This is a genomic window from Embleya hyalina (assembly GCF_003967355.1).
GTDB classification, from domain to species: Bacteria; Actinomycetota; Actinomycetes; order Streptomycetales; family Streptomycetaceae; genus Embleya; species Embleya hyalina.
This window is the reverse complement of record NZ_BIFH01000036.1, coordinates 1-490: the sequence shown is the minus strand read 5'-3', so window position 1 is coordinate 490 and position 490 is coordinate 1.

The window sequence follows — 490 nt, the reverse complement described above, 5'->3', positions numbered from 1 at the left end:
GGGTGGGTGGTGAGGGTTCACGAAACCGGACGGCGTGGGGTGCCGTGGCGTCGGTGTGGGAGAAAACCGCAGGTCGGCGCGGACAGGGGAGCGCTCGGGATGCCCCGGGGTCCGGTTTCGGCGCCCACCGGGCACTTTCGGTCCCCCCTGACGGCCCCCGTGGGGTCGCAGCGCCCGAAGCCCACCCCGACCACGCACATGCGGTCCCCACACCCGCGTCGAGGGGGTGAGAGCACACGAAACCCGCACTCGACACCCGACTCTCCACCCCGGCACCACAAAACCGCAGGTCACGGAAACCCGAAGCCCACAACCACCCGCCGAGATCCGGATCCGAACCCCACCCCCTCCCCAAAGACCACCGAAACACCCCAATCCACTCCGGAAGGCTCCTCGGCAGACCCGACCCGACCACCCTCCCCGCCCGCCGCTGCAGGCCGCTTTTTCCCCGAGCAAGACGCCCGTCTCGCCGAAGGCCCCAAGTCTCGGA